Annotated in this window: 22 protein-coding genes and 1 tRNA gene; 11 read left to right on the top strand and 12 right to left on the bottom strand. The window is 67.6% G+C overall.

Going from position 1 to position 24,055, the window contains the following annotated elements; translation table 11 throughout:
- The first annotated feature begins 34 nt into the window (after positions 1–34).
- Positions 35–108, top strand: a tRNA-Gly gene (locus tag FHU38_RS18100).
- A gap of 68 nt (positions 109–176) precedes the next feature.
- Here the strand turns inward: FHU38_RS18100 and FHU38_RS18105 are convergent.
- Positions 177–623 (bottom strand): nuclear transport factor 2 family protein, encoded by a 447-nt coding sequence (locus FHU38_RS18105; protein ID WP_167173000.1) that lies wholly within the window; start codon positions 621–623, stop codon positions 177–179.
- The gene (locus FHU38_RS18110) at positions 620–1,501 is read right to left on the bottom strand and encodes a TIGR03619 family F420-dependent LLM class oxidoreductase (protein WP_167173003.1); all 882 of its coding nucleotides are present in this window, start codon (positions 1,499–1,501) and stop codon (positions 620–622) included. The genes FHU38_RS18105 and FHU38_RS18110 overlap by 4 nt, the downstream gene beginning before the upstream one ends.
- Positions 1,502–1,839: 338 nt before the next feature.
- On the opposite strand from FHU38_RS18110, the gene FHU38_RS18115 reads away from it, so the two are divergent.
- Entirely contained in the window at positions 1,840–2,367 is a 528-nt protein-coding gene (locus tag FHU38_RS18115) for a C40 family peptidase (protein WP_167173005.1), read from the top strand.
- Between the two features lie 72 nt (positions 2,368–2,439).
- Entirely contained in the window at positions 2,440–3,210 is a 771-nt protein-coding gene (locus FHU38_RS18120; RefSeq protein ID WP_167173007.1) for a hypothetical protein, read from the top strand.
- 3 nt (positions 3,211–3,213) lie between these two features.
- On the opposite strand, the gene FHU38_RS18125 is transcribed toward FHU38_RS18120, so the two are convergent.
- On the bottom strand, positions 3,214–4,023 hold the full coding sequence (locus FHU38_RS18125; RefSeq protein ID WP_167173009.1) for an Fpg/Nei family DNA glycosylase: 810 nt from the start codon (positions 4,021–4,023) through the stop codon (positions 3,214–3,216).
- Positions 4,023–4,496, bottom strand: a complete 474-nt coding sequence (locus FHU38_RS18130) for a ribose-5-phosphate isomerase (protein WP_167173012.1) — start codon at positions 4,494–4,496, stop codon at positions 4,023–4,025. The genes FHU38_RS18125 and FHU38_RS18130 overlap by 1 nt, the downstream gene beginning before the upstream one ends.
- A gap of 181 nt (positions 4,497–4,677) precedes the next feature.
- Between FHU38_RS18130 and FHU38_RS18135 the strand changes: the two genes are divergently transcribed.
- On the top strand, positions 4,678–5,433 hold the full coding sequence (locus tag FHU38_RS18135) for an MBL fold metallo-hydrolase (protein ID WP_167176240.1): 756 nt from the start codon (positions 4,678–4,680) through the stop codon (positions 5,431–5,433).
- Here FHU38_RS18135 and FHU38_RS18140 read toward each other — a convergent pair.
- Positions 5,419–6,042, bottom strand: coding sequence for a mycothiol-dependent nitroreductase Rv2466c family protein (locus FHU38_RS18140; RefSeq protein WP_167173014.1), 624 nt, complete (start codon positions 6,040–6,042; stop codon positions 5,419–5,421). The two genes, FHU38_RS18135 and FHU38_RS18140, sit on opposite strands and share 15 nt — an antisense overlap.
- Before the next feature lie 159 nt (positions 6,043–6,201).
- Here FHU38_RS18140 and pepN point away from each other — a divergent pair, with 159 nt between their 5' ends.
- Complete coding sequence (gene pepN / locus FHU38_RS18145; RefSeq protein ID WP_167173016.1) at positions 6,202–8,766, top strand: aminopeptidase N; 2,565 nt, start codon at positions 6,202–6,204, stop codon at positions 8,764–8,766.
- 61 nt (positions 8,767–8,827) lie between these two features.
- Here pepN and FHU38_RS18150 read toward each other — a convergent pair whose 3' ends face one another.
- From FHU38_RS18150 to FHU38_RS18165, 3 genes are all read right to left on the bottom strand, one after another.
- Positions 8,828–9,325 (bottom strand): DUF5130 family protein, encoded by a 498-nt coding sequence (locus FHU38_RS18150; RefSeq protein WP_313886821.1) that lies wholly within the window; start codon positions 9,323–9,325, stop codon positions 8,828–8,830.
- Positions 9,312–9,551, bottom strand: coding sequence for an aa3-type cytochrome oxidase subunit CtaJ (gene ctaJ, locus FHU38_RS18155; protein WP_167173019.1), 240 nt, complete (start codon positions 9,549–9,551; stop codon positions 9,312–9,314). Before ctaJ ends, FHU38_RS18150 begins: the two co-directional genes overlap by 14 nt.
- Positions 9,552–10,159: 608 nt before the next feature.
- Positions 10,160–10,873, bottom strand: coding sequence for an HNH endonuclease (locus FHU38_RS18165; protein ID WP_313886822.1), 714 nt, complete (start codon positions 10,871–10,873; stop codon positions 10,160–10,162).
- A 187-nt stretch (positions 10,874–11,060) separates the two neighbouring features.
- On the opposite strand from FHU38_RS18165, the gene FHU38_RS18170 reads away from it, so the two are divergent.
- The 3 genes from FHU38_RS18170 to FHU38_RS18180 are packed head-to-tail and all read left to right on the top strand — an operon-like array spanning position 11,061 to position 14,002.
- Positions 11,061–12,056 (top strand): mechanosensitive ion channel family protein, encoded by a 996-nt coding sequence (locus FHU38_RS18170; protein ID WP_167173023.1) that lies wholly within the window; start codon positions 11,061–11,063, stop codon positions 12,054–12,056.
- Positions 12,057–12,087: 31 nt separating this feature from the next.
- A complete protein-coding gene (locus tag FHU38_RS18175) occupies positions 12,088–12,489 on the top strand; it encodes a globin (protein WP_167173026.1) in 402 nt (133 codons plus the stop codon).
- A gap of 4 nt (positions 12,490–12,493) precedes the next feature.
- Positions 12,494–14,002, top strand: a complete 1,509-nt coding sequence (locus FHU38_RS18180; RefSeq protein WP_167173028.1) for an alpha-amylase family glycosyl hydrolase — start codon at positions 12,494–12,496, stop codon at positions 14,000–14,002.
- Positions 14,003–14,010: 8 nt separating this feature from the next.
- Here the strand turns inward: FHU38_RS18180 and FHU38_RS18185 are convergent, their stop codons facing one another.
- Positions 14,011–14,934: an NBR1-Ig-like domain-containing protein gene (locus FHU38_RS18185; protein ID WP_167173031.1), complete on the bottom strand. Its 924-nt coding sequence runs from the start codon at positions 14,932–14,934 to the stop codon at positions 14,011–14,013.
- Positions 14,935–15,208: 274 nt separating this feature from the next.
- Here FHU38_RS18185 and FHU38_RS18190 point away from each other — a divergent pair, with 274 nt between their 5' ends.
- From FHU38_RS18190 to FHU38_RS18200, 3 genes are read left to right on the top strand one after another with little or no spacing between them, the layout of a single operon-like run.
- Positions 15,209–16,057, top strand: a complete 849-nt coding sequence (locus FHU38_RS18190) for a peptidoglycan-binding domain-containing protein (RefSeq protein WP_167173033.1) — start codon at positions 15,209–15,211, stop codon at positions 16,055–16,057.
- Positions 16,058–16,098: 41 nt separating this feature from the next.
- Entirely contained in the window at positions 16,099–16,965 is an 867-nt protein-coding gene (locus FHU38_RS18195; protein ID WP_167173035.1) for a M23 family metallopeptidase, read from the top strand.
- Positions 16,966–16,981: 16 nt separating this feature from the next.
- Positions 16,982–17,830, top strand: a complete 849-nt coding sequence (locus FHU38_RS18200; protein ID WP_243852293.1) for a peptidoglycan-binding domain-containing protein — start codon at positions 16,982–16,984, stop codon at positions 17,828–17,830.
- Positions 17,831–17,926: 96 nt separating this feature from the next.
- Here the strand turns inward: FHU38_RS18200 and FHU38_RS18205 are convergent, their stop codons facing one another.
- From FHU38_RS18205 to FHU38_RS18215, 3 genes are read right to left on the bottom strand one after another with little or no spacing between them, the layout of a single operon-like run.
- Positions 17,927–18,562: a hypothetical protein gene (locus FHU38_RS18205; protein ID WP_167173038.1), complete on the bottom strand. Its 636-nt coding sequence runs from the start codon at positions 18,560–18,562 to the stop codon at positions 17,927–17,929.
- Positions 18,559–18,996, bottom strand: coding sequence for an acyl-CoA thioesterase (locus FHU38_RS18210; protein WP_167173040.1), 438 nt, complete (start codon positions 18,994–18,996; stop codon positions 18,559–18,561). The genes FHU38_RS18205 and FHU38_RS18210 overlap by 4 nt, the downstream gene beginning before the upstream one ends.
- Positions 18,993–23,975 (bottom strand): NAD-glutamate dehydrogenase, encoded by a 4,983-nt coding sequence (locus FHU38_RS18215; protein ID WP_167173042.1) that lies wholly within the window; start codon positions 23,973–23,975, stop codon positions 18,993–18,995. The genes FHU38_RS18210 and FHU38_RS18215 overlap by 4 nt, the downstream gene beginning before the upstream one ends.
- Positions 23,976–24,055: the final 80 nt, after the last annotated feature.

The following is a 24,055-nucleotide window of genomic DNA, read 5'->3' on the forward strand; positions in this document are numbered from 1 at the left end:
CACTACCGAAGCGGCCGGTTGCTCCGGCTCGCCCGCGGGCGTAGCTCAATGGTAGAGCCCCAGTCTTCCAAACTGGCTACGCGGGTTCGATTCCCGTCGCCCGCTCCACCAACCGCCCCTCCGTGCCACAACGGAGGGGCGGTCTTGTGCCGAAGTCCGACCGCGCGGTTTGCGCATCACCCATCCACCTGACGTGCCGTGGCCATGGCCCGCTCGGTCTCCCAGAACGCCCGCATCGAGAGGATGAGCCCAGCCGCGTCCACCCGGTAGACGAACACACCGTCGGTGTCCACCCGATAGTTGCCGGGAAGGTAGGTGGTGATCGTTCCGACGTTGGCCACCTCGTCACCGGCCGCGTGCGAATCGGCGATCACGAACTCGAACCGCTCCACGTTCGCGATGGTCTTGTCCCAGAAGGCGGAGATGCCGTCGGCGCCGTGGTGGCCCTTGCCCTCCTCGTCGAACATCGACGGTCCGACGGGGTCCTCCACGACGGCATCCGGATGGAACAGACTCAGCCACAACCCCTTGTCGCCTGCCACGACGGCGTTCATCGACCGCCATGCGGCCATCCGCGCGGCCGGTTGCCGCGCCTGCGGGTCCCAGCACACCGTGACACTCATGCGTCCCCCTCGAACTTCGCGATGTTCTCGTCGGCGAACCTGCGGATAGCGTCCTTCTTCTTCTCGATCGGCGCGTCGAAGCCCAGGCCCTCGAAGACCCACGGAACCGTGATCACGTCTGTCACGCCGATCTCCGCCTGCCTTCGGTAGCCGTCGAGGCCGAACTGGTCGACGCAGACAGCCTGGATCTCGAAGGGCTCCCGCTGCTTGCCGTACTCCTCCCGGAGCTGATGCAGGGTCTGGATCGTGGAACGCAGTTCCTCGAACGTCATCATCGCCGACGCCCAACCGTCACCGACCCGTGCGGCACGGCGCAGGGCGACATCGCTGTGGCCGCCGACGTAGAAGGGCACGCGCTGCCGCGGCGCGGGGCTCATCTTCAGCTTCCCGAAGTCGAAGAAGCGTCCGTGGTACTCGACCATCCCGCCGTCCAGGATCAGCCGAAGCACCTCGATCGCCTCGTCGACGCGCTTGCCCCGGTTGGCGTAGGGCACCCCGCACCACTCGAACTCCTCGGGCGACCAGCCAACACCGAGCCCGAGACCGAACCGGCCACCGGTGAGGTTGGCGACCGAACCGACCTGGCGGGCGAGCAGCACGGGATGGCGGGAGCCGAGTTTGAGCACCGAGGTGTAGAAGCGGACACGGCTGGTGGCCGCACCCATCGACGCCGCCGCGATCAACGGATCGACCCACGGTGTGTCCTCGTCCCAGAACCGGCTCCCGTCCTGGGTGTAGGGATACTCGGCCGAGACCGTCTCCGAATAGAAGAGCGAGTCCGGCAGCGCCACCGCGTGGTACCCGCACTCCTCCGCCGTTACCGCGAGTTCGGTTAGCTGGTCCAGCGGGCTCAGCGCGACCGACAACGTGAACTTCATGCGGCAGAACTATAACGTGTTCTAATTTCACTGGCCAGACCCAACCAACACCACCCGCCACCCTTGGATCGCTCCGTACTGTGACCGACCCCACTCGCTAAGTAGTGACATGGGTCACGTGCAGCCACGTTGGTTCCGTCGATCCGGGTCGCATTCGCGCTGCTCACCATTGCCGCCGTGGTCAAACCAGAATTTCGAGTTCCAGCAGGCACCGGGTGGCATCGACCCGTTTTCGATTCGCCCCGTGGCCGCCGTTCGTGTTTAGCGTTTTGCTGCCGCATCCGAACGGGCGCGGAAATCGCGAACGAGCAAATAGCTAACCCGAATTGGAGGAATCCGTGTTGACCACGTCGATACGAAAGTCGGTCACCGTTGTGAGTGTCGCCGCCGTGGCGATGCTGGGCTTCTCCGGCACCGGATCAGCCATGATGTCCGCCCAGCAGGGTGGCGGTGCCGCGGAAATCGCCCCAGTGGCGACACCGGCATCGGCGCACAAAACGACGGCAACGGTTCCGATCGCACAACGAATCGTCGATGTCGCGGCCTCGCAGGAAGGGAAACCCTATTCCTACGGAGCCAGCGGCCCTGGCAGTTTCGACTGTTCGGGCCTTGTGCAATGGGTGCACAGACAGGTCGGTATCGATTTGCCTCGAACCTCTCGGCAACAGCGGGCCGCGGTTCCACATATCGCGAAGGCGGATATGGCACCGGGCGACCTGGTGTTCTTCCACAACTCGGGTGGCACCGTGTACCACGTCGGCATTTACGCGGGCGGCGGCCGACTGTGGGCCGCACCCGAACCGGGTGACGTCGTGCGCTCGCAGAACATCTGGACTGACTCGTACACAGTGGGCCGCGCCTGGTGAGTCCGGTCGGGAACTCTTGCGATACTGTCCGCGTTGTCCGGTTCGTAGAGCGAAACAACCGGGGAGTAGCCCATGGAAACCACGATCTTCGTGGTCGTGTTGCTGCTGATCGTCGTGGTCGGCGGTTGGTACCTGGTGCGGTCGCAGGCCGAGGCCAAGCGGCGACGGTTGGAGGACACGAAGGCCGAGGCGCGCAGGTGGCTGGAACGGCTCGGCGGCCAGGTCCTCAACCTCACCGGCACCGACGCCGCCTCGCAGCAGGCCATCGCCGACGCGGCCGAGCGATACAACGCGGCGGGCTCGCAGATGGAGCAGGCGCAGACCGAGGAGCAGGCCCGGCTTGTACGGCAGACCGCGCTGGAGGGCCTGTACTACGTGAGGGCGGCCAGGACGGCGATGGGGCTGGACCCCGGCCCGCCGCTGCCGGAGGACCCCGAGCGCGAGCGCGCGGGCAAGGTCACCGAGCACCGTTCGGTCGACGTCCAGGGACACCACTACGAGGCGTCGCCGGAGCCGACCCAGGGTACCCCGCACTACTACCCCGGTGGCCGAGTCGCCGGTCGACCCGTTCCGCAGGGCTGGTACAGCGAGCCGTGGTGGAAGCCCGCACTGGTCGCGGGTGCGTGGGGCATTGGTTCCATGTTCCTGTTCAGCGCGATGTTCTCCGGAATGGCGGGTATCGCCAGTGCCTCGGCCTGGGAGTCCGGGTACGACGCGGGCCAGGAGGACGCCATGGAATCCGGTGACATGGGCGACGGCGGTGACATGGGCGGTGACGGTGGCGGCGACTTCGGTGGTGACTTCGGCGGCGGCGATTTCGGAGGCGACTTCGGAGGGTTCTGACCCTCACGCCGGTTGGCAGGCCGGGCACCAGTAGAGATTTCGGCCCGTCAGCTCCGTGTGCGCCACGGGTGTGCCGCAGACCAGGCACGGCTGACCGGTACGGCGGTAGACATACACCTCGCCACCGTGCCGGTCCTGCCTGGGCGCGCGACCGGTCACCTCGGGCAGATGCTCTTCGGCCACGGTGTCGATGCGTCCGCTGCGCACACCGGCCTCCATCAACCTCACGAGGTCGTCCCAGATGTCTCGCCACAGCGCCTCGTCCAAGTCACGGCCTGGCAGCATCGGCGCGACACCATGTCGAAACAGCACCTCAGCCCGGTAGACATTGCCAACGCCCGCGATCACGGACTGGTCCATGAGCAGCGCCGCCAGGCTGGTGCGGGACCGCGAAATCCGGTCCCCCGCGCGATGCGGCCGAGCATCTCGACGCAGTGGGTCGGGGCCGAGCCGGGCCTTGATCGCCTCAGCCTGTCCCTCGGTGAGCAGCTCACAGCGGTTGGGGCCGCGCAGGTCGGTCCAGTGGGTGCGGCCGACGAGCCGCATGCGTACCTGACCCACCGGCTCGGCCACGGGAAGCTGGGACTCGCTGAAGGTTCCGTACAGTCCCAGATGGACGTGCACCGTCCCGTGTGGCCCGTAGTTGTGAAACAGATGCTTGCCGTAGGCCTCGGCGCTGTCGAAGCGGCGGCCGTTGAGCAGCGCCGCCTCGGCAGCGAACCGGCCCTGCGGGCTTGCCACCTCCACCGGTGCTCCCGCGTAGCGGCGCTGGTGCAACCGTGCCAACCGGTGCAGGGTGTGACCTTCGGGCATCAGCCCTGCGGTAGTGCCGGCGCTGTCCCGGTGCGCTCGTAGTCGCTGATCTGCCGAACCCGCCTGCCGTGCCGCTCGTCAGGCGAGGGCAGGGTGGCAAGGAACGCCTCGACGATCTCGGTCGCCGCTTCCCTGGTGTGCATCCTGGCACCGACACCGATCAACTGCGCGTGGTTGTGCTCGCGGGTGAGCTTGGCCGTCTCCACACTCCACGCCAGCCCGGCCCGCGCACCGGGCACCTTGTTGGCGGCGATCTGCTCGCCGTTGCCGGAACCTCCGATAACGATGCCGACACTTCCCTCGTCGGCCACCACGCGGCGGGCGGTTTCGATGCAGAAGACCGGGTAGTCGTCAGCCGCGTCGTAGACATGCGGCCCGACATCGACAACCTCGTGCCCCTGCTGCTGGAGGTGAGCGACGAGATGCCCCTTCAGTTCGAAGCCCGCATGGTCGGATCCCAAGTACACACGCACGGCAGGCAGTCTGCCATCCCCGCGATGCCCGCCCTCGAGGCACCCGGCATGCTCCGCCGTAACCGGGCTCGAACGGCGCATGCGAGATCCTGCCGCGAAGCTGGCCCGGACACGGACCACACTCGCCCGCAAGTGAGATCGACGGTGGGTGATGGCGGGCTACTGTGGCGGTGTGGACGCTATGGGTGACGGGCGCTGGGTCGAGGTGGGTCCCGGTGTACTCGCGCGGCGGTACGAGGAGCTGGACCTCACGGTCGGGCTCGTCATCGGCGAGGATGCGTGCCTTGTCATCGACACCCGAGGTGACGAACGGCAGGGTGCCGAGCTCGCCGCGGCGGTCAGGGAGGTGACACCACACCCGTGGGCCGTCGTGCTCACCCACGCGCACTACGACCACGCCCACGGTCTTGCCGCGTTCCTGCCGTGCGAGGCGTGGGCTCACCCCGGTTGCCGCGCCGCCATGGCGGCGGACGGTGAGCAAGCACTCCCCCAGCAGCTCGTCACCGATGCGGCCGAGCTGAACGTGGGCGGGCGGCCGGTATCGCTGCGGCACTTCGGCCCTGCCCATAGCGACCACGACCTGGTGGTGCACGTACCTGACTGCGGTGTTGTTTTCGCGGGCGACCTGCTCGAACACGATCCCGGCGGATCATTCACCGCCGAGTCGTTCGGCTTCGACACCAGCCTGGCCACCTGGCCTGCCGCCGTCGAGCGCATCCTGGCGCTAGACCCGGCGGTCGTGGTGGCAGGTCACGGCGAGCCCGCCGGGCCGGGCTTCGCGGGGTTGTGCCATGACCAGCTCGCCACGCTGGCGACCCTTCGCCGCGAGGTCGAAGCAGGCGAACTGCCCCGAGAACAGGCGCTGGCCCGCTCACCGTTGCCTGCCCGGGTCACCCTGGCCGCGCTGGGGCTGAAGGCCCGCTCAGTCGAACCGTAGCTCTCGGTTCCTGGTCCGCTTCAGCTCGAAGAAGTCCGGATAACCGGCCAGCAGCCGGGCACCGTCGAAGACCCGAAGTGCGTCCTCCCCCCGTGGGACCGAGTTGAGCACTGGCCCGAAGAACGCGACGCCGTCGATGTGGATGGTAGGCGTGCCAACGTCCAGCCCGACCGGCTCCATACCTTCGTTGTGACTGGCGCGCAGTGCCTCGTCGTACTCGGTGGAGTGGGCCGCCTCCACCAGTTCGGCAGGCGCGTCCAGCTGCGCAAGGGCGCCCTTGAGAACCACATCGATGTCCTTGTTGCCCTCGTTGTGATAGCGCATGCCGAAAGCGGTGTAGAAGTCGCGCAGCACCTGCTCGCCGTCCCGCTGCGCCAGGGCGGTCGCCACCCGGACAGGGCGCCATGCCTGCACCATCAGCTCCTGGTACTCCTGCGGCAGGTCACGCCCTTCGTTAAGCATCGCCAAACTCATCACCCGGAAGCGCAGGTCCAACTCGCGCTGCCGCTCCACCTCGAGGATCCAGCGAGAGGTGATCCAGGCGAAAGGACACACCGGGTCGAAGTAGAAATCGACGCGGGTGCTGCCTGCTTGCCTGTCTGTGGTCATGCGATCTCCTGGTTGCGACGACTCAGCAGCGGGTAGGTACGTCCCTACAGGCAGCCAACACGGTCGCCACGCCGGTTGTTCCCTTCGCCAGCGCGGGTGCGCACGTGATTGGATGCGCTGAGCAGACCGTTCAACCAATCGACCAGCGCAGAGGTGCCAGTGCCCGCCCCAAACCTGACCCGTGAACAAGCCCAGCAGCGAGCCGAACTCCTGGACGTCGAGTCCTACGACATCGTGCTCGATCTCACCGACGGCCATGGCAGGCCAGGCGAGTCGACATTCGAGTCGGTCACAACCGTTCGGTTCGCGGCGGCACGTCCGGGCGCGCGGTCGTGGGTGGACATCGTCGCCGAACGCGTCTCCTCGGCGACACTGAACGGTGTCGATCTCGATGTGTCCGACTACGTCGAGGACAACGGCATCGCCCTGCCGGACCTGGCCGCCGCGAACGAACTGGTCGTGCGGGCCGATTGCAGGTACATGAACACCGGCGAGGGCCTGCACCGGTTCGTCGACCCGGTCGACGGTGGTGTGTACCTCTACACCCAGTTCGAGACCGCTGATGCGAAGCGCATGTTCACCTGCTTCGACCAGCCCGACCTCAAGGCCACCTACCGCCTCACCGTGGTAGCGCCGCGAGACTGGAAAGTGATCTCGAACGCCCTGGTCGAGTCGCGGGAGGACACCCCGGACGGCGCGGTACGGATCGTCTTCGCCGAGTCGGAGCGGATCTCGACGTATCTGGTGGCGCTCATCGCGGGGCCGTACCAGGAGTGGAACGACGAGTACTCCGACACCCACAGCACCATCCCGCTCGGCATCTACTGCCGCGCCTCGCTGGCCGAGTACATGGATGCGGAGCGGCTGTTCACCGAGACCAAGCAGGGCTTCGCCTTCTACCACGAGAACTTCGGGATACCGTATCCGTTCTCCAAGTACGACCAGCTGTTCGTGCCCGAGTTCAATGCGGGCGCGATGGAGAACGCTGGTGCGGTGACGTTCCTCGAGGACTACGTCTTCCGCAGCCGGGTAACGCGGTACGCCTACGAGCGCCGCGCGGAAACACTGCTGCACGAGATGGCACACATGTGGTTCGGCGACCTGGTGACCATGCGCTGGTGGGACGACCTGTGGCTGAACGAGTCGTTCGCGACCTTCGCCAGCGTGCTCGCACAGGCGGAGGCCACCGAGTACCGGGGCGCGTGGACGAGTTTCGCCAACATCGAGAAGTCCTGGGCCTACCGCCAGGACCAGCTCCCCTCCACCCATCCGATCGCGGCGGACATCGTGGATCTGCACGCGGTCGAGGTCAACTTCGACGGCATCACCTACGCCAAGGGCGCGAGCGTACTCAAGCAGCTCGTCGCCTACGTCGGTCTCGACAACTTCCTTGCCGGGCTCAGGGTGTACTTCCGCAAACACGCATGGGGCAACGCGACCCTCGCCGACCTGCTCGCCGCGCTGGAGGAGGCCTCGGGCCGAGACCTGTCGTGGTGGAGCGCGCAGTGGCTGGAGACCACGGGACTGAACTCGCTGCGGCCCCGCTTCGAGATCGACGAAGCAGGCCGGTTCACCTCCTTCGCCGTGTTGCAGGGCGGAGCGAAGCCCGGCGCGGGAGAGCTGCGCACCCATCGGGTAGCGGTCGGTGTGTACGACGACGACGGCACAGGCAGGCTGGTGCGCACCCGGCGAGCGGAACTCGACGTTTCCGGCGAGCGCACCGACGTGCCCGACCTCGTCGGGGTGCCGTCGGGCAAGCTGGTGTTGGTCAACGACGACGACCTCACCTACTGCACAATGCGGCTGGACAACGATTCGCTGGTGACGCTGATCGACCGCATCGCCGACATCACCGAGCCGTTGCCGCGCACGCTGTGCTGGTCGGCCGCCTGGGAGATGACCCGCGAGGCCGAACTGAAGGCCCGCGACTTCGTCACCCTCGTGCAGCGTGGGATTCACGGCGAAACCGAGGTCGGTGTCGTGCAGCGGTTGCTGCTGCAGGCGCAGACGGCGCTGAACTCCTACGCTCAACCGAGCTGGGCTCAGGAACGAGGCTGGCCTGCCTTCACCGCCCGGCTGCTGGAGCTGGCGCGCTCCGCCGAGCCGGGCTCGGATCACCAGCTGACTTTCGTCAACTCGCTCACCGGTTCGGTGCTGGATGACACCACCACCGCCGTACTCGCTGGGTGGCTCGACGGCTCTGACCGGCTCGAAGGGCTGGTGGTGGACACCGACCTGCGGTGGCGGCTGCTGCACGCGCTCGTGGCCCACGGTAAGGCCGGTCAGCCGGATATCGATGCCGAGCTGGCACGCGACGACACGGCGGCCGGTCGGCGGCATGCCGAACGCGCGACCGCGCTGCTGCCCACTTCCGAGGCGAAGGCACGTGCGTGGCAGCGTGCGGTTTACGACGACGAGCTGCCGAACGCGGTAAACGAGGCGATCATCGCCGGCTTCTCACACCCGGTGCAGAAGCAGCTGCTCGGCGATTACGTGGACAAGTACTTCGAGATGCTGGACGAGGTCTGGGCCAGGCGTTCCAGCGAGCGTGCGCAGCCGACCGTGGTGGGCCTGTACCCGTCGTGGGACGTCAGCAGGGACGGCGTCGCGGCGGCGGACGCCTGGCTGCAAGGCTCCCACGCCGCGGCGCTACGTCGGCTGGTGACCGAGGGCAGGGCTGGTGTGCTGCGGGCCCTTGCCGCCCGCGAGTTCGACGAGAGCTGAAGCTGATCCCGCGTCCGGGGTTCGCCGTTTTCGGCGTGGCCCCGGACAGCGGTTCGAGCTTTCAGCCGCGCGGGTCCGAGCCGGCCTGGTCGGCCATCATGCGCAATCCGCTGACCAGGCCACCGATCAGATCGCCTTCCTTGAAGGAAGCGACCATGCTCATGACCGCCAGCTTGGCTCCCCGGTCGGGCAACCGGTACATGGCCTCGGTACCTGTCACCACCTCGATCACGCGCTGACCGGGTGACACGGCGATCAGGACGGCGTTGTCGGCCGAATCCCCGAGTCGGGTGTGCAGCGACTCGGCCTGCGCACGGCTGTCGTCCCCCAACTCGCCGAGGTAGATGCTGAAGTCCAGTCCGGTCTCCCTGCTGGCCAACGTCAGCGCCTCGTCGAGCCTGGCAAGTTGCCGAGTGCTGAACGGACCGGACGGCCCAGAAGGTTCATACATCTGCGCGACCGAGATTCGACCACTCGCAGTAACGGCGGAACCCGGTTGCTGCTGCGTTCCCTCGAGCCCGGTCGACCGGGTCCCCCGAGTCAGCTCACCAGCTCCCACGGGCACCTCCTCGAACCTTCGACGTGCTTGCCGTCTCGTCTTCGACGTGGCGCTCACCAGCGCCTTCCGGGTTGGCAGTCCACCACATCGGCGGGTACTCCCAGGCCTGTCCCGGCCGGTACCTTGGCCTGCTCGCGAACTTGGACCGCAGCGTTACCAGCGTGAAAACGGCATACACTGCCAGCGGTATCGCGACGAAGACCAGCGTCGTCTCGAGGATGTTCACGGGCGCAGGGTATCCAACATGGGTGCCACCTATCTCACCTGCCACGGTGAAACACCACACGGTCGGCGGCCCGGTTCCCGGTCCCCCAGTTGGCACGCGCCCGCTCGCACGTTGGTTTGAAACCTTCCTCGCGAAAGGTCGCACAGCCACATACGGGCGGCGGCACCATGCGGGTCGGCCTTGTTCGTTTCCGAAGATCCTCGTAGTTTTTTCACCTGTACGGGTCTTGCGCCCTCCCCTCCCATCCCCAAAAGATCACCCACCGGTCACAGGAGGCCCCCGATGCCAACCATTTTGACCCCCGCTGAGCGCAATGGCTCCGACACTCCGTCACGCTTTGATGTGGCTGTTCGTCGTGGCACCCGTGTCACGCTCGGTACCCGAGTGACCTGTGGCACAAGGGTCACCCGTGGCACGAGAGTCACCTGTGGAACGGGCCTTACCCGAGGCACTCGCGTCACGGCAGGCACTCGCGTCACGGCAGGCACGCGAGTCACGCGAGGAACCAGGGTCACGCGAGGCACGCGAGTGACCGCGGGAACCCGGGTCACCCGCTGACGCTGGCCACGGACCGGGAAATCCGGCCCGCACCGGGCACGTCCCCCGCCCTACGCGGCGGGGGCGCCGAGGTACCGCTGCCACACCGGGTCCGCCTCAGTGGAGTGCGCGAGCAGCCGCCAGTGCGGACCGTGTGGCGCCTGCGGTACGACCCGAAGCCGCCAACCGAGTTCCGACAGGAGTTTGTCGGCCTTGCGGTGGTTGCACTTGGCACAACAGGCGACGCAGTTCTGCCACGAATGCGCACCCCCTCGGCTGCGCGGCACCACATGATCGATAGTCTCCGCACGCGCGCCGCAGTACGCGCACCGGAAGTGGTCCCGATGCATCAACCCCGCCCGGGTGAGTGGGACCTGCGCCCGGTACGGTACGCGGACGTAAGTGCTGAGGCGGATCACCGAAGGCACCTCCACCGTCATGGTGGCCGCGTGCAGGGTGAGTCCGGCAGGGTCTTCGTGCACCACCTCGGCCTTACCGCAGACGAGCAGCACGATGGCCCGCCGCAGCGGCAGCGCCGTGAGCGGTTCGAAGGTGGCGTTGAGTAGCAGCACGCGACGTTTGCCCCAGCCTGGAGTTCCTGCTGGATCGCGGGAACGCCGCTGCCCGTGGGAACGGGTGACGCGGCCGCCACGGGCCAGCGGGCCGACGGGCGTCGGCCCGTTCGGGCTCACGCTCACCGCCGGCGCGCGCAGCAGGGCCTCCGGCGCCTGCCCGGCCGGATGCCGGGCGTGGGCGCCGCGAGGGCTGGGTTGTCGGTCTGGCACGCGACCACCTCCACCGGTGCTGCCCTAGTCGACCACAAACCACACCCCGAACGCACGCGCGTTCGGCGACACGCCGTCTCCAAGTACGGTTGCGGAGGAACTGGACGTGGTCAACCTGCCCTAACCGACGCGGTCGTGGGATGGGCAAGTGGGCGGCGTCACAACCGGAAAGGAGCCTTGCCCAAAAGTGGAAGAGTTGCTCAGCGAGCCGCCGTCCTGCATCCAGGACGAGGGTTCCTGGTGCCAGCAGGTCTGGCAACTCACGAACAACGAATGGCTGGCCGCCTCGGCCGACTGGCTCATCGCCAAGCCGCTGGCGATCCTTTTGATCATCGCGCTGGCGGTGCTCATCCGGTTCCTGGTTCGGAAACTGATCGACAGGCTCACCACGGCGCCACGCGACTCGGACAACAAGTTGCCCGCCCTGCTGCGCCCGCTGCGCGAGCGCGCCCCCGAAGTGCTCGGACCGGTCGTACTGGAGCGAAGACGGCAGCGAGCCAAGACCATCGGGTCTGTACTGAAATCCCTCACCAGTTTCATCGTGTTCGGGCTCGCCTTCGTACTGATCCTTGGCGAGCTCGGGATCAACCTCGCCCCCATTCTCGCCTCCGCCGGCATCGTCGGTGTAGCGCTGGGTTTCGGTGCGCAGAACCTCGTACGGGACTTCCTGTCCGGCATGTTCATGATGCTGGAAGACCAGTACGGCGTCGGCGACATCGTGGACGTCGGTGAGGCCGTGGGGGCGGTGGAATCCGTGGGCCTACGGATCACCACACTGCGTGACATCAACGGCACCGTCTGGTACGTGCGCAACGGCGAGATCCTCAGGGTCGGCAACTCCAGCCAGGGACACGCGGTGGCACTGGTCGACATCCCGCTCGGCTACCACACCGACGTGGCCAAGGCCACTGCCGTGCTTTCCAAGGTCGCCGACGAGGCCGCGGCGAAGGATTCGATCGCCCCGGACGTGCTCGAACCACCCGAGGTGCTCGGTGTGGAGAACGTGACACCGGAGGGCATCGTGCTGCGCGTCACCATGAAGGTTCGGCCGGGCAGGCAGTGGGCGGTGCAGCGGGCACTGCGAGCCGAAATCATGAACGCCCTCGAACGTGAGGGCTTCGAACCTCCGCTCGGACGCTTCTTCCGCACCGGCAAGGGAAGCGCGGGCAGGACCGAATCTTGATTACGCCAGGCACAATGGAGAGGTGGCACAGGTGAGCAGTGACTCCGAGGCAAGCGACCCGCGCAACTTCTTCGAGGCCGTGGGCGGTGAACCGACGTTCCGCAAGCTGATCTCTCGCTTCTACGCCGAGGTCGCCGAGGACCCCGTGCTGCGTCCGCTCTACCCCGAGCAGGATCTCGGTCCCGCCGAGGAACGTTTGCGGTTGTTCCTCATGCAGTACTGGGGCGGGCCACACACCTACTCGGAGCAGCGGGGCCACCCACGACTGCGGATGCGGCACGTACCGTTCAAGATCGGCCCGACCGAACGCGACGCGTGGCTGCGCGCGATGCGTGTGGCCGTGGATGAGACCGGCGTGGAGGAGCCGTACCGTAGCCAACTCTGGCAGTACCTGGAAATGGCGGCGCACTCGCTGGTGAACAGCTGGGAGTGAACCCGTGCGAAGACGCGGCGCGCCGCCCCGGCCGAATGACTCGTCGTGGTGGCAGCACGCGGTGTGTTACCAGGTCTTCGTGCGCTCCTTCGCCGACTCCGACGGCGACGGTGTCGGCGACCTCGAGGGTGTCCGCGACCGGCTCGGCTACCTGGAACTGCTCGGCGTTGACGCTGTCGCGCTCTCGCCGTTCTACCTCTCCCCGAACGTCGCGGACGGCTACGACATAGCGGGCCCACGCGCGGTCGACCCGGTGCTCGGTGGGATCGACGCATTCGAACGGCTTGCCGGTGACCTACACCGGCGCGGTCTGCGGATTCTCCTCGACGTGGCGCCAGGCCACACCAGCGACCGGCACAGCTGGTTTCTCGACGCGCTGGTTGCCGCACCCACGGTGCCGCAACGCCTGCGCTACCACTTCCGCGAGGGCAGCGGCACGGCAGGTGAGTTGCCGCCGAACGACTGGCTCGATGCCGACGGAGCTTCGGCATGGTCGCGCGCCGACGACGGCCAGTGGTACCTGCACCTGCTCGGGCCAGGCAGGCCGGATCTGAACTGGGCCGACCCCACGGTGCGGGCGGACTTCGAGAGGACGCTTCGGTTCTGGCTCGATCGTGGGGCCGACGGCTTCCGCCTCATCGCCGCACATGCGCTGAGCAGGTCGACCGAGCCGGCCGACACGGTTGTCGGCGGCACCTCCCCGCCCTTGGACCGCGACGGAGTACACGAGGCGCTGCGAGCGATCCGTGCGCTACTCGACCGCTATCCAGGTGCCATGGCGATCGGCGAGGTCGGCAGTCGCGGGTGGCATGCCGCTCTCGGCCGGCTGCTGCCGCCCAACCAGCTACACCTCGCCACCGATCGCAGGTTCGCGTCGGCACCGTTCGACGCCGACGCGGTGCAGGCGACGATCTCCTCCACCCTCGCCGCCAGCGCCGCTACAGCGACGACACCGGCGTGGACGCTCACCACACACGACGGAACCCGGCCGGTCTCGCGCTACGGCGGTGGGCAGCGGGGGCGGGACCGCGCACGTGCGATGGCACTGGTGCAACTGGGACTGCCGGGGACGGCCTGCGTGTTCAACGGCGACGAGCTGGGTCTGCCCGATGGGGAACAAGGGCCACGTTCGCCCGTGGCCTGGCAGGGCAGCGAACCGCCGTTCGGCTTCTCCGCACCGCCCGGCACGTGGGTGCCGATGCCACGTGACTGGGCGGGGCTGACGGTGGAGTCCCAACTCGAGCGACCGGACTCGACGCTGTCGCTGTACCGGCGCGCGCTCGAACTGCGGCGCACCCACCCGGCAGGCACGGGCGAGGAGTTGGAATGGTACGGCGCTCCGCCGGGCTGTTTCGCCTACCGCAGGCCGGGCGGTCTGGTGTGCGCGCTCAACACATCGGCCGCGCCGATTCCGCTGCCCGATGGGGAGGTGTTGCTGTCGAGTGCACCCCTCACCGAAGGCAAGCTGCCCGCCAACGCCGCGGCGTGGCTGATCGCGGCTCGGCGGCGGTAAGACGGCGGCTACCCCCGCACCCTCACCTCGAAGTAGAGCGGCCGGTAACCGGGCATCAGCACGCGGCCTGACGAATCGACCATCTTCCAACGCACCTTGCAGTCCGCGGGCGTCTTCGACGGCGTCCGAACCGTGACCGTGATCTGCACGCTCTGCCGGGGAAAGGTGTGGTTGATCGGAATGCGCTCAGGGGTGGCGCAGTCAGCAGGGCCGATCGGGAGGTCGATCCGTTGCAGGTAGCGGTTACGCCATTCCACCGAGCCGGTGTTGCGGATCTCCCAGATCTTGACGAACTGTGAGTCGGGCTCCACCACGGTGCCGTCGGGGTAGGTCACATCCCGGATGAACTTGCTGGCGTCGCCCTCGTAAACCATGGCCCGGGGGTCCGCGCTCTCGGTGCCGTCGGCCGAGGTGATGCGGAAGGCGACGATGGCCAGCACAGCGACGACGGCCGCGGGGACGAGAATGAGGAGCCACCTCGACCGCCACCACGGCCGCCCTGGACTGAGCGCTTCGTCGGTGTCGGTGTGGTCGGGTGCCTCGGCTTGGACTTCGGCTGCGGAGCCTGCCTCGACATCGGGGCTGGCTCCGGCTTCGGGTTCGGCTTCGGCTTCGGGTTCGGGTTCGGGTTCGGGTTCGGAGCTGGCAGCGGCGTGCTCCCTGGCATCCGACAGCGCGCGCGACACCTCCTGCCAGCGGGTGTGCCACTCGGTCTCGTCACCGTCGCAGGCACGCACGAACTCGCGCACGGTTTCCCACGGTTGCAGCCGATGCCCGGTGACCGTCAGATGCAGTGTCGCGTGGGAAACAGCACCCGATTTGGCGGCCATACGGCGGAAGGACGGCTCGCCCGCCCGCTCCCGAAGGTCCCTCAACTCGGCCATGAACGCTTCGAGCTCGATCGGTCTTTCCACAGCCTCTGGTCCGGGCACGCGTCTCCTCCTCCGGTGCGTACCTGCTCGGCCCGCTGCACCACCACCGATGTGTCAATTTGACACGAGTTCGTGTCACATCATGTGGCGCGGCAACGTTAACACGGGCGTGGCCGACACACCGGTGTGAACAGCGAAATCCCGGTGTCGCACCGCCGCTTGGCCCAGCGGCCGGTGCTGTCTGACGTCAGGGAGATCGTCAGCGGGGTACCGCTCGCCCAGTTGCCCGGCCAAGGTCGCACCAGCGTTGTCATCCGATGCAAGGAGCGGCTTTGTGAAACCACTACCGGCAGGAGTGGCGGTCGCCGCGGGACTCGTCGCGCTCGCGACCGTTCCCGCGATCGCCTCCAGTTCCGCAGACCCGACCCCGGCCGCCCCGGCCACGGTCAGCATGGAAGCGGTACTCCGCGCCGCACAGATCGACCCGCAGCGCCACGACCAGAAGGTGATTTCCGGAGCTGGTCCCAGCGTCACCGCCGTCGAGCGTGCCTTGCGGGCACGGGGGTTGCTCGAACAGCAGTACGTGGACGGACATTTCGGCACCAAGACCGTCTCCGCCTACGCCGCCTACCAACGTTCGCTCGGCTACGAGGGACTCGCCGCCAACGGACTTCCCGGCCGGTCGTCGCTGGTCCGGCTCGGCGCCGACCGCTTCGACGTGACCCACGTCGTCCGGCCCGGTGCCCGCACCACCCACACCGGCAAGGTCGTGAACGAACGAACGAAGGCGATGCTGCGCCAGGCGCAGCGGCTGGCCGGCCGCACGTTCGAGCTCGACCAGGGCTCGTACAACCCAGGCGGCGACCCGACGTCCGCGGGCACCCACGACGGCGGCGGCGTGGTCGACATCAACGTCGACAGCATGAACCGTGCCCAGCGGACCAAAGCCGTGAAGGCGCTGCGCCAGGTCGGTTTCGCCGCTTGGTACCGCACCCCGAGCCAGGACGACTGGCCGTACCACATCCACGCCGTGGCGATCAACGACCCCGACCTCTCCAGCCCGGCCCAGCACCAGGTGGGCGACTACTACCTCGGCAGGAACGGCCTCGCCAACGAAGCCCCCGACGACGGACCGGAGGTCAAGCCCATCCGCACCTGGGAGCAATACCAACAGACGCGTTGACAGCTCCAACGTCGAACACCACGAGAACTTCGGAGGAAGGTATGAGATTGACCGGAAAACTAGCCGCACTCGGTGCGCTCGCTGCCACGACCGCCGCCGCGTTGCTGGTGGGTGGAGCCACGCAGGCTTCCGCGGCACCCAACTTCCAGATGCCGTTCAAATGCGGCTACACCGCCACGGCGGCCACCTTCAGCGGCCACAAACCGGCGTACTCGGTGGACTTCCAGAAGTCCGGCATCACCGGTGACGCGGTGCTGGCCTCGGCGCCAGGAACGGTGACGCGGGTCGACAGCACCGCGCCCGGCGAGAGCTACGGCAAGTGGATCGAGATCAGCCACGGTGGCGGCTGGACCACTCGATACGCCCACCTGTCCGCGCAGTCGGTCCGCCAGGGCCAGCAGGTGCGCCTCGGAACCAAGATCGGCGAGGCCGGCGCGACCGGCGGCGTCACCGGCCCGCACCTGCACTACGAACAGCGCTACAACGGAGCCACCCGCAAGGCCGTGCTCAACGGCCGGTCGGTGCCCTACTACGGCCACACCTCGTTCACGAGCAAGAACAGCTGCGGTGGCGGCGGAGGGGGCAATCCCTACAGCCCCAAGGAAGTCTGCGGTTCGGGCTACTCCGTCATCGACCGCCATGCCCTTGGCAAGGCGGGCACCGTGTACCTGATGTACAACGCGAGCAACGGCAAGAACTGCGTCGCCACGCTGAAGTCGTCCTCACTCGGCAAGAAGACCCCGGCGTCGGCCTTCCTCAAGCCGAAGGGCGGCACGCGGGCGATGGACTCCGGCAACTACACCTACTACGCCGGTCCGGTGCGCAAGAGCGCCGCGAAGACCTGCGTGAGGTGGGGCGGGTCGCTCGGCGACAAGAAGTACACCAGCCCGTTCGAGCACTGTGGCTGATGGTGGCGAATGCGAGATGACCAAATCCATCATGCGGAGACTGACGGCCGCCGCGGTACTGACCGCAGTGTCGGGCGGTTTGCTCCCCGGGACGGCGACCGCATCGCCCGCGCGAAGCGAAGCCGACGGCACGAGTTCCAGCACGGTCAACATGGAAGCCTTGATCAAGGCGGCCATGTGGGACCCCTACAAGTCCGGCCAGGGCGTCACCGACGGGTCCGGCCCCAGCGTGAGGAGGGTCGAGGCCGCCCTCGCCGTCAAGGGTTTGCTCGCCAGAAAGTACGTCGACGGGCATTTCGGTACCTCCACGGTGCAGGCATACGCCGCCTATCAGCGCTCGCTCGGCCACAGCGGCCTGGCAGCCAGCGGCCTGCCGGGCAAGGGCTCCCTCGCCAAACTGGGCAACGGCCGCTACTCGCTGAACCGGATCATCGATGTCGGTGGGCGGACCACCATGGAAGGCAAACCCATCAACCAGCGCACCGCGAGGATGATCAGGGCGGCACAACGACGTGCCGGGGTCGATTTCACGGTGACCCAGGGTTCCTACGGGGGTGTGGACGCCTCCGGCGGCACCCATGACGGCGGTGGGGCCGTCGACCTCTCGGTGCGCGGCCTGCCGAACATCACCGCCGCGGTGAGGGCACTGCGTCAGGTCGGCTTCGCCGCGTGGCATCGCAAACCGAGCCAGGGCCCGTGGGCCGCGCACATTCACGCCGTCGCGATCAGCGACACTGACATGTCCCCTCAGGCGCAGCGGCAGGTCGGCGCGTACTTCAACGGCCGCAACGGACTCGCCAACAACGGCAAGGACGACGGCCCCAAGGTGAAGAAGGTGACCTGGGAGGAATACCGGCGTCGCTGACAACACCGCGGCACCCACCCGGCCGGACGGAAAGGCCCGCCCCGGCCGGGTGGGTGCCGGGCGCGGCGAGAATCTGGGCCGGCACGGCCACACGAATCAGAAGAGCAGCGGCAGTAGTGCTTGCCTGCGACGCAACACCGCACCGTAGCGGGCGTCCAACCGCAGCCATGAGTCCGTCGCGGTCACCCTCACCACATCACCCTCGCGCGAGGAGTCCACGAAACCCATGCCGGACAGCGCGAACAGGCACCGCATGGGCACCTTTACCTCGAGTTCTCCCTCGGAGACCGTGAGCACGGTCTGGTCAAGCAGCGAAGCGGGCGGCGTTCCGTGAGGCCCGACGTTCTCCCGAGCCAGCGCCACGCCACGATCCGCGAGATCGGCGACCACCGTGACTGGCAGGTCGTCCACCCGCCGCCAGCCGTTCACCGCGGGCAACTCCGTGCGCCATAGCAGGTCGCGCGGGGGTCCGGGGTCCATCCGCTCCCCCGGTGCCACGGTCAACGCGGCCAGCAGTTCACTACCCGCGACGCTGACGTCGGTTGGCTCGACCTCACCCTCCACCGCTCGCGTCACCAATACGTCGAAGGGTGTGGCCGCCCACGCCTCGACCACACCGGCCGAGCGCATGCGCAACCGCACGACCGCCTGCCCGTCCAGCCGAACCGCCCTGGCGATGAACGCGCCGAGACTCTCCCTGTCCGCGGGGTCCGGGATACGCAGTTCGGTCACCTCGGCCCTCCTCCGGGGAGGTGGGCACTCAGGTACGCACGTTCGGCAGCGGTCAACCGTCGCGGACGCGCGAGGCTCACGTCGTAGGGAGCGAGCACGGTCCTGGCCGTCGCCGCGACCTCGTCTCCCTCGCCGGACCCGGTACGGACCAAGTAGTCGAGGGTGAACGAGGCATGCCTCAATTGGCTCAACATGATCTCCACCCGCACGTCCCGGCCGTCGACGACAATCGGCGTTCGATAGTCCACCTCCAGCCGCACCACGACGATACCCTTGGCGAACTCCGACAGACCCTCCGCCTCGGCGCCGTCGAACAGCAGCGGCACCCGCGCCTCCTCGAGGAGTGTCACCAGGTTGGCGTGATTGACATGCCCGAAGACGTCCATGTCCGACCAGCGGGGACGCACCAACGCCACGTACTCGCCCACGGTCATCGCACCGTGCTGCGAATCTGTCGCGCAGCCACGGAAAGCATGGCCAGATCCATCCCGCCGGTGTCCTCGATCTCGTCGAGCGTGGCGCGCGCCCTCGCCAGCCGGGAAGCGTTCGCCTGCTCCCACTTGGCGATCTTGTCGGCCACGCTTTCCTCCGGATCGGTGTGCCGCAGCGCGTCGAGGGTGATGGCCCGCAACGAGGAGTACAGGTCATCACGCAGTGCGAGCCTGGCAAGTGCGTGCCAACGGTTGTCCCGCTCGAGCTGGTTGACCGAGACGAGCATGCGCTCCATCCCCAGATGGTCGGACAGCGCGTAGTACAGCTCGGCCGTCTCGACCGGGCTGCGTTCGGCGTCCAGGCCCACCTCCCGCTCGGCGAGCTCGGCGACCTCGATGATGTCGAGCAGGCCGTAACTGGAAAGCAGCAGCGAGACACGTCGGGCCAGCTCTGCTGGCACCCCCTTGCCGACCAGTGACTCGGCCTGCCTGCGCACACCGTCGGCTTCCTCACCCCGTACCAGGTCGCCGAGCCTGGGCAACAACTCGGCGACCGCGGCACCGAACCTGCTGATCTCGGCACCCACCGCCAACGGCTGCGGCCGGTTGGTCAGGAACCAGCGGGCGGCACGGTCGAGCAGCCTGCGTGTCTCCAGCACCATCGCGTCGGCGGTACCGGTGGAAACCACGTTGTCGAGTGCGGAGATGCCCGCCCACAGCTCCGGAAGGCCGTAGACATTGGTCACCACGGCGAAGGCGCGAACGGCGTCGGTCGCCGTAGCGTTGAGTTCCTCGGCCAACCGGAAGGCATACGACACGCCCGCACCGTCGACGACCTCGTTGACCACCAACGTAGTGGTGATCTGGCGACGCAGCGGATGACGAGTGATCCCGTCAGCGTGCTTCTCCCGCAACGGAGTCGGGAAGTACTCCCCGAGCCTGCGCGCGAACACGTCGGCGTCGGGAAGTTCGCTGCCGAGCAACTCGTCCTTGAGATCGAGCTTCACGTGAGCGAGCAGCGTGGCCAGCTCCGGTGAGGTCAGGCTGAGGCCCGCCTTTTCGAGTTCGGCGAACTCCGCGTCGCTCGGCAACGCCTCTAGCTGCCGGTCGAGCGCGCCCTTCTCCTCCAGCGCCGACACCAGTCGCCGGTGAACGGACAACATCGGAGACGCGTGCGCCCTGCTGATGCCGAGGACGGCGTTTTGCCGGTAGTTGTCGGCGAGGACCAGTTCCGCCACCTCTGCGGTCATCTGCTCCAGCAGGTCGTTGCGCTGCCCTCGATCCAGCTCCCCCACCGACACCAGCTGGTCCAGCATGATCTTGATGTTGACCTCATGGTCTGAGCAGTCAACCCCCGCGGAGTTGTCCAGCGCATCGGTGTTGATCTTGCCGCCGTGCCTGGCGAATTCGATGCGCCCGCGCTGCGTCAGCCCGAGGTTGCCACCCTCGCCGACCACCTTCACCCGAAGCTGGCTGCCGTTCACGCGCACCGCGTCGTTGGCCTTGTCCCCCGCGTCGGCGTGGGTCTCGCTCTCGGCCTTGACGTAGGTCCCGATCCCGCCGTTCCAGAGCAGATCCACCGGTGCCTGCAGGATGGCGTGCACCAGTTCCGCGGGCGACATCCGCACCACGTCCTCGGCAAGCCCGAGGGCCGCACGAACCTGGGGCGTGATCGGCACGGTCTTGGCGCTGCGGGGGAACACCCCACCGCCTTCGCTGATGAGCGAGCGGTCGTAGTCCTCCCACGACGAACGGGGAAGTTCGAACAGCCGCTTGCGTTCCCGGTAGGAGCTGGCCGCATCCGGGTTGGGGTCCAAGAAGATATGCAGGTGGTTGAAGGCGGCCACCAGGCGGATGTGCTCCGACAGCAGCATCCCGTTGCCGAACACGTCACCGGCCATGTCCCCGATGCCGACGACGGTGAAGTCCTCGCTCTGGGTGTCGACACCCAGTTCGCGGAAGTGTCGCTTGACGCTCTCCCAGGCACCGCGCGCGGTGATGCCCATCGCCTTGTGGTCGTACCCCACCGAGCCGCCGGAGGCGAACGCGTCGCCGAGCCAGTAGCCGTATTCGGCAGCCACCTCGTTGGCGATGTCGGAGAACGAAGCCGTTCCCTTGTCCGCAGCCACGACGAGGTAGTTGTCGTCTCCGTCGTATCTGACCACGTTCGGAGCGGGAACGGTCTCACCGTCCACGAGATTGTCGGTGAGGTCCAGCAACCCCGAGATGAACATTCGATAGCAGGCGATGCCCTCGGCCTGTTGTGCGTCGCGGTCGGCCATGGGGTCGCCGGTCGGCGCGGGCGGGGCCTTGAGGACGAAACCGCCTTTCGCTCCCACCGGGACGATCACCGCGTTCTTCACGGCCTGCGCCTTCACCAGACCCAGGATCTCGGTGCGGAAGTCCTCCCTGCGGTCTGACCAGCGCAAGCCACCGCGGGCGACGGAACCGAACCTCAGGTGCACGCCCTCCACCCGGGGCGAGTACACGAAGATCTCGTAGGCCGGGCGGGGTTCCGGAAGGTCGGGAACCTGCTGCGGGTCCAGTTTGAAGGCCAGATAGGGACGCGGCCTGCCCTGCTCGTCGCCCACCCAGAAGTTGGTGCGCAACGTCGCCACGATCACCGCGAGCAGCCTGCGCAGGATCCGGTCGCTGTCCAGGCTCGTCACCGCGTCGATCATGGTGTTGATCTCCGCGATCCGGGTGTCGGTGCGCTGCGCGCGCTCTTGCGGATCGAGGGCAGGCCCGAACCGGGTCTCGAACAACCGCACCAGCGCCGTGGCGATCTCGGTGTGGTTCAACACCGCGTTCTCGATGTACTCCTGCGAGTACGGGCTACCTGCCTGCCTCAGATAGCGCGAGTAGGCGCGCAACACCGCCACCTGGCGCCAGTTCAGCCCCGCGCGCAGCACGAGCGCGTTGAAGCCGTCGGTCTCCGCCTTCCCCAACCACGCGGCGGCGAACGCGTCCTGGAACCGGGCGCGCAGGTCGCGCTCCGCGTGCTCGTCCAGTTCGGCGAGCACCTTGGACTCGACGCGCAACCCGAAATCGTAGATCCAGGCCCGGCTGCCGTCCTCCCGCCGCAACTCGTAGGGGCGCTGGTCGATCACCTCGACACCCATCCGCTGCAGCACCGGCAGCAACGCGGACAGCGTGACCCCGTCACCCACCAGGTACAGCTTGAACCGACGCTGGCCCGGGTCAGCGTCGTCGGGCACGTAGAACGACATGTTCAGGTCGTCGGTGCCGTGCAGCGCCTCCAGGTTGCGCAGGTCGGCAAGCGCGACCTCGGCGGGAAAGTCCTCCTTGTAGGCCTCGGGGAACATCTGCGCGAAGCGCTGGCCCTGTTCGGTGGCCGACTCCTCCCCGGCGAGCGTCACGGCCCTGCCATCGCCCGCCCTGACCCTGCGCTCGGCGAGGATCGCATCCACCATGCGGTCGTCCCAACTACGCACGGCCTCGTTCAGCCGTTCCTGGATGCGCAGTGTGTCGGGCTCGGCGGTGCCGACCGGGTCGGTGTGCACGGTGAAGTGCACCTGCGCCAGCATGGTTTCGCCCAGCCGCGTGCTGTACTCGAGGTGGGTGCCGTCCAGCTCGTCGAGCAGCACCTCCTGCATGGCCAACCGGGACCGTGTGGTGTAGCGGTCACGGGGCAGGAAGACCAGGCAGGAGTAGAACCGGCCGTAGGGGTCCCGGCGCAGGAACAGCCGCAGTCGCCTGCGGTCGGCCAGGGTGATCGCGCCGGTCGCCGTCACGTACAGCGAATCGGGGTCGGCGGAGAACAGGTCCGTGCGCGGCCAGTTCTGCAGCACCTCGAGCATCCGCTGCCCGGAGTAGGACTCCATCGGGAAGCCTGCCCTGTGGATGACCTCGCGCACCCTGCGGTCGATCACCGGGATGTCGAGCACGTCCTCGTGCAGCGCCGATGTGGTGAACATGCCGAGGAACCGGTGCTCACCCTTGATGTCGCCGTGCTCGTCGAAGATCCGCACCCCGATGTAGTAGGGATACACTGGACGGTGCACTGTGGACGGCGCGCTAGCGTGCGTCAGCACCAGCAAGGTCGGGTTCAGAGCCTGCGCGGCACGGTCGGCGCCCTCTGTGAGGCTGCGCGCGGCCAGACTGTCCTGCCGTAGCACGCCGAGGCCGGAGGCCAGTACCGCCCGCAGCGCCGGTTGACCACCATCGGGGTCGGCGACCACCTCGTAGCGGCGGTAACCGAGGAAGGTGAAGTGCCCCTCCGTCAACCACCGCAACAGTTTCGTGGCGTCCTCGACGTCCTCCGTGGGCGACGGCGGCGGGTCGGCCTCCAGCCTGTCCGCGATGCGGCGCGCCGCCTCGGCCATCTTCTCGGTGTCCTCGACGACCTCGCGCACGTCCCCGAGCACCGCGGTGAGTCTGCGATCGAGTTCCTGCGCCCGGTGCGGGTCTCCTATCGGGTCGATCTCGAGATACATCCAGGATTCCGTTGCCGCGCCCGCAGGCGGCTCCGCGACGTCGGCCTCTGGATGCACCCGCAGCAGGTGCCCGGTCACCTCCCTGCTCACCACGACGATGGGGTGGACGATGCGCTGCACCTGCACGCCGTTTCGGGACAACTCAGCGGCGACGGAGTCGACCAGGTACGGCATGTCGTCCGTGACCAGTTGCACGACCGTGGCTTCCCTCGCCCAGCCGTCCTGCTCGACGGTCGGGTTGAACAACCGGACGGCCGGCCTGCCAGAAACCCGTTCGGCCGCCAGTTCGAGATGTGAACGCACCGCGCCGACGAGATCCGAGGGCTCGTCGCCGATGATCTCCTCGGGCGGGATGAGTCGGTAGTACAGGCGGATCAAAGCTGCGATGTCAGGGGCCTGTGCGGCGGCGGAGTCGACCAGCTCGTCCCGGATCTGCTCCGGGCTGCGAGACCGTCGAGGACGATCTCGCATCGAGCCGTCCAGCTCCCCTTCGGCCGATCGAACCGAGACTCCGGTCGAACTCATCTTAGGCAACGCAACTCTCCACTCCCCTGGCATTCACACCACGTCGTGCCGCTCCAGGGTTACCTTACTGTGACCGGGCA

Source organism: Saccharomonospora amisosensis (assembly GCF_011761185.1).
GTDB lineage: Bacteria > Actinomycetota > Actinomycetes > Mycobacteriales > Pseudonocardiaceae > Saccharomonospora_A > Saccharomonospora_A amisosensis.